This window comes from Rhizobacter sp. P2_H2 (assembly GCF_056403375.1).
The window spans coordinates 1-5,299 of sequence record NZ_JBFUFP010000318.1 but is presented as its reverse complement, the minus strand read 5'-3'; the positions used below and the strand labels follow the sequence as shown (position 1 = coordinate 5,299).

The following is a 5,299-nucleotide window of genomic DNA, read 5'->3' as shown; positions in this document are numbered from 1 at the left end:
CCCCTTTCCGCTGGCCGGAAGGCTCTCGGTGCCCCAAAGAACAGTGACGCCGCCTGCCCACGTGGGCGTGGCACCTGAACGGCCCTTGGGCCAGGGCTCTGCCACGAGCCGGTCGGCCGGGTAGGGGTGCATGAAACTCATCATGCGATCGGGGCGACAGGTGAGCCAGGCGTCGTGGTCCGTTTCGTCCAGGATGACGACCATTCGCTTTTCCTGCCATGGCTTGCCGAACTGCATCATGAGCTGGTGCGTGTCCGCGTTGACGGTGAGCATCGTGAAGCTGGGGACCTCCTCGCCGGTCCTGTTGTCCTTCCACCAGCGCCACAGGCCGGCAATCCCCATCGGCGCGCGATCGCGGCGGCTGATTCGCCAGCGGACAGGCCTGCCGGTCTGATAGTTCAGCTCGTAGATGGCCTCGGTGGGGACGATGCAGCGTTGACCACAACGCCATGCACGGCGAAAGATGTCCAGGTCACCGGCGATGTCGGCCGGCGCGTCCTGGGCACGCCGGCCCAGAGCCAACCTCTTGCAACGACACGAAGAACGCTCGCAGCCACATCGCGGAATGTCGCGCTCGAGCGAGACCCCATCCCGTGCTCGTGAGATGAATGGCGCGAGATAGAGCGGGAGACTTCCTGCTGTCACGTCACCTTCGGGCTGAGCCACGCCGAAGTGGGAGAGCATGCGATCAGGGGCAGCGACCGGGTGATAGTTGATGGCCATCGTGTGCGTTGCCGGCAAGTCGGCAATCCCGAAGCGGGCAGCAGCGACCATTTCATCAGCGTTTCTCAAGCGTCGCTTCCCATATTCATGGCAGGTTCAAACGCCGGCGACTTCATACCATCGGTCCGCAGCGCCCCAGCGCGGCGATCGCGTTTTTCCAAGGACGATCCATGACGTTGCTGGACGGTCGATGACCGACCTTGCCGATACGCCCCGGTGGCGTGCATCCCACCCTGCGCGCGTAGGGAAGTACACCATCACCGGCGTGCTGGGACATGGCGCCATGGGCGTCGTCTATCGAGCCTTCGATCCGGGGATTCAACGGCCGGTGGCGATCAAGGTCATCCTCCGAAAGCTGCTGGATCATGACCGGACGGCAGACCTCGTCGCGGCGCGTTTCAAGAACGAAGCGCGAGCGGTCGGCCGGTTGTCTCATCCCGGCATCGTGGCCATCTACGAGTACGGCGAGGACGCCGCCTGCGCCTTCATCGCGATGGAACTGGTCGAAGGGCGCAGCCTCGGATGGATTCTGTCGCGCACGCCCATGCTGCCCGAGGCCGAGTTGCTGCACATCATGGACCAGTTGCTGGACGCGCTGGATTGCGTGCACCGGCACGGCGTCTGGCATCGAGACATCAAGCCCGAGAACCTGATCGTCACGCCAAGGGGCGAAGTCAAGCTCGCCGACTTCGGCATTGCACGCGTCGAAAATGTCGCGCTGACCCAGGGCGGCCCCTGGGTCGGAACGCCGGGATACATGGCCCCGGAGCAGTACACCGCGGCGGAGATCGACCATCGCGTGGACATCTTCGCCGCGGGTGTGCTGCTGTACCGGCTGCTGACCGGCAAGGCGCCGTTCAAGGGGCGTTCCCGGTCGGTGATGCGCGCGACGCTCGACGATGATCCACCGGCGCCGAGCGCGGCTGCGAACACGGTCCGGCATGCCTTCTACGACGCGATCATCTCGACGGCCTTGGCCAAGAACCCGAAGGCCAGGTTCGCAAGCGCTGCGGAGTTTCGCGACGCGCTGTCGAAGCGCTCCGAGGTGGCTCCCGCGATCTCGTCTTGCGTCAACGGCATCGGAGTGCGGACCTTGGCCGCGTCGCTGTTCCCCGACTCCACCGTCACGACGCGAAGTCCGGATCTCGCCGTTGCGGCCGCCGCCTCGCGGACGGGCCTGGACGCTGCCACCTTGGGACGGGCCGAGCGGGCGCTGGTCGGCTTCGTCGGCCCGATCGGCAAGGTTCTGGTGCGCAAGGCGGCCCGCAACTGCCTTGACCTGGTGTCCTTCAGCACCGCCCTCGTCGAGCACGTGCCGCCCGCTCAGCGTCGCGCCTTCATCGAACGCATCACCGCGGAATGCGGCGCCTTCGGCGTGGCGACGCCCCTGAGCCCCGACGTCCTGGCCCACGCATGTCGCGTCTTGACGAGCCAGATGGGGCCGATTGCCGCGATGGTGGTCAAGAGGGTCGCCGGCCAGGCGCAGACGCGGGAGGAGTTCTTCCATCTGCTGGTCGTGCAGAGTGCCGATGGCGTCGACCGGGCGAAGCTGAGCAAGGAATTGCGGCAGGCGCCGGTTCGGCGCTGACGGGGTTGCGATGTGAATGCCCGGATCAGCCGGCCCGCGGCAGCAACAGCCGGATACGACCGCCGGGGTGGGTCGAGCTGACCTCGAGCAGGGCGCCGAGCCCGACGGCGTGCTCGTGCATCGTTCGCAGCCCTGCGGCCGGAATACCGTCCAAGCCAGGTCCGTTGTTCGTGAGCGCGACACGGATGCCGCCGTCGGTGGCGCTCGCCGCCAGGTGCAGTTCGGTCGCGTGCGAATGCCGCAGGGTGTTCGATATCGCCTCGAGCAACAGCCGCTGCAGGCGGCGCATCGCGTCGCCGTGCTCGCCTGCTTCCCAGTGCGGCAGCAAGTCGACTTCCCAGCGCAGATCCAGTCCAGCGGCCTCGATGCGCCTTTGCAAGCGATAGCGCAGGCTGGCCAGCAACGCATTGACGTCGCCGGGCGGCATGCTCAGCGCATCGATCAGCAGCTTGAGCCGGTCCAGCGTCTCRCGCAGCGTCTGGGCGACCGCAAGCGGCTCGGCGCGCTCCTCTTCGAGCTGCCGCATCGCACTGGCCAGGTGGGTGCCGACGTCGTCATGCAGATCGCGCAGGACGAGTGCCCGTTCGGTCGCCACGGCGAAATCGCGATCGGCCTCGACGAGGTGAGCGAAAGACTCGCGCAGTTCCATCTCGCGCTGCCGGACGCGATCGGCGAGCCTGCGGTTCAACAGCGTCAGATCCTCCTGGGTGCGGGTGTAGTCGCCAGCGATCACCCATGCCGAGATCGACAGCGTCACGGGGGCGGCGTAGGCCACCAGGTGGGGGCTGTCGAACGGCAGGACGAAGATGGTGAGCAGCCAGTCATGAGCGCCGACGAGCATCCCGATGACAGCGGCGCTGCCCAGCAACAGCCGGTCGCGCCTCGACCGGCCTTGCGCATCGGACAGCAGCAAGACGGTTGCCCAGCCGCAAAGCGACAGCACGCCGAGGATCACCACCGCAAAGGCGATCTGTTGCCGGGTCGGGCCGACCAGGAACTGCAGCGCATTGGCAACGAGCACCAGGCCGATCGCGCCGAGCTCCAGGCGCGGTGATGACCGGCCGGCGAAGCGCAGGAAGAACAGCGCGAACAGAAGTGACGTCCAGATGTTGCAGAGGAAGATCAACATCTGCCAGGCACGCGGCGAAAATGGCGGGTCGGTGAGGAGGTCGTTGCTCGTGCAAAGGGCCCACAAGAGACTCGCCGCCGCAAAGTAGCCGTATTGCAGGGCTTCGCGACGGCGCAGCCAGATGATGGCGAACAGCACCCCGAGCGCAAACACGTAGGCGTCGACGACGGTCAGCAGGCTGACTCGCCAGAAGACACGTTGCTCATGGGCCTTCGAGAGCTCAGCGGCCGGCCCCGCGAACAGGTGGCCCAGGCCGCCGTCGCTGCTGGTCCCACAGCGCACCCGCAGGTACACGAGGTTGTCCGTCGCGGTCCATGCCGCTTGCGGAACCATGAACAGGAGCGGTGTGTTCCAGTGACGCGTCAAGTTGTCCGGTTCCATGCGCCCGGCGCGCCCGACCAGCATTCCGTTGACCCACAGGTCGCTGTTCATCGTCGCGTAGGCCACTTCGAAGGCCCACGGTTCGCGTTGCGCGGGATCGATGTGAACGCGCAGCCGGTACCACACGGTCCCTGCGCGCGCCCGGCCGTTCTCTGCCCAGCGATCGGGCAGCCGGACCGGCCGCCAGGCCGCGGCATCGGGCGGCGGCTGCTCGCCGGCGGACACCACGGCTTCAAGGTCCGAGATGGAGACGATGCCCTTCTGCGGCGACAGCGCGACGACGCCTGCAGCGTGTGCTGCGCCAGCCAGCGACCACGCGGCCATCAGCACGCGCAGGCTGCGTCCCCTCGTCATCAACAGGTCCGGCGCGTGCGGCGCCGGCGATCACATCGGCATTTCCTGGGCGACTCGGCGAAGGAAGACGTGACGTACTGCATGGCGGGAGCTTAAGCGCGATATCTACGGACGTCCGCCTCCCCCTTGCTCCTCGCGCTCACATGTTCATGGGACGCATCGTGGCGTCCGTGCCCTGCAGAAGCGGCGTCACGCCGCCTGCGGCGCACATGAAACGGCGGCCGCTCCACGAGATCCTTTTACCTCTCGTTACGCCTGGTGTGCCGTCATCAGTGGGCCACCGCCAGGCGGCGCACGAGGCCCGGCAACCAGCGGGTGGCGCCGTAGAGGAACTGCCCCTTCGGCGTGGGCACCACCATGAAGCGCTTGCGGGCGATGGCATCGAGGAGGACGCGTGCCACGTAGTCTGCCGTCACCGGTGCGATCCACGCTTCGGCCTCGCGCACCGCGGCCGGCTTGGTCTTGTTCTCGGTGTCGAATCCCGGCGTGAGGGTGGCCGGAGGGCACAGCACGGAGACCTCGACGCCGTGCCTGCGGTACTCGGAGTAGATCGATTCGCAATAGCCGACCACGGCGAACTTGGTCGCGGCATAGGCCGCCCAACCGAACGTGCCCACGAAACCAAGGATCGAGGACGTGTGGATCAGGTGGCCGCTCCCGCGCGCGCGGAAGAGCGGCAGGAACGCATGGCTGAGGTGGACCGTGCCCATGAAGTTCAGGTCCATCATCGAGCGATAGTCCTCCAGGGGCAGCTCTTCGAGATAGGCTGCGACCGCCCGCCCCGCGCAATTGATGACGTGCGTGGGCGTGCCGACCCGGGCGGTCAGGTCATCGCGCAGGGCCAGAACGCTGTCGTGGCGGGAGACGTCGACGACAAGCGTCTCGATGGTGGCGCGGCAGCCGGACATGCCGACCAGTTCGGCGCGTGCCTGGTCCAGCGCCGCGACGTGCCGCGCGGCGATGATGATCCGGCAGTCGAGCATGCACAGCCGCCGCGCGATGGCCAGGCCGATGCCTTGCGACCCCCCGACGATCAGGACTGTGTCTGAATCACGGATTCGACCCATCGAATTCTCCTTGTTGCAATGCCCGCACGTACTCAGATGATCTGCAGCGCCTTGGCG

4 protein-coding genes are annotated in these 5,299 nt (G+C 66.9%); 1 reads left to right on the top strand and 3 read right to left on the bottom strand.

The features are described 5' to 3' along the window. On the bottom strand, positions 1–774 hold a 774-nt coding region (locus AC1D15_RS16865; protein WP_477826874.1), incomplete at its 3' end, for an SOS response-associated peptidase family protein. A gap of 139 nt (positions 775–913) precedes the next feature. On the opposite strand from AC1D15_RS16865, the gene AC1D15_RS16860 reads away from it, so the two are divergent. After that, the gene (locus AC1D15_RS16860) at positions 914–2,311 is read left to right on the top strand and encodes a serine/threonine-protein kinase (RefSeq protein WP_477826873.1); all 1,398 of its coding nucleotides are present in this window, start codon (positions 914–916) and stop codon (positions 2,309–2,311) included. A gap of 25 nt (positions 2,312–2,336) precedes the next feature. Here the strand turns inward: AC1D15_RS16860 and AC1D15_RS16855 are convergent, their stop codons facing one another. Then, positions 2,337–4,175 (bottom strand): sensor histidine kinase, encoded by a 1,839-nt coding sequence (locus AC1D15_RS16855; protein ID WP_477826872.1) that lies wholly within the window; start codon positions 4,173–4,175, stop codon positions 2,337–2,339. A 269-nt stretch (positions 4,176–4,444) separates the two neighbouring features. Next, the coding region (locus AC1D15_RS16850) for an SDR family NAD(P)-dependent oxidoreductase (RefSeq protein WP_477826871.1) at positions 4,445–5,299 on the bottom strand (855 nt) is incomplete at its 5' end.

Excerpts from the sequence above, each read along its gene's own strand:
- AC1D15_RS16860 (WP_477826873.1), top strand. The coding sequence starts at position 914 with ATGACCGACCTTGCCGATACGCCCCGGTGGCGTGCATCCCACCCTGCG.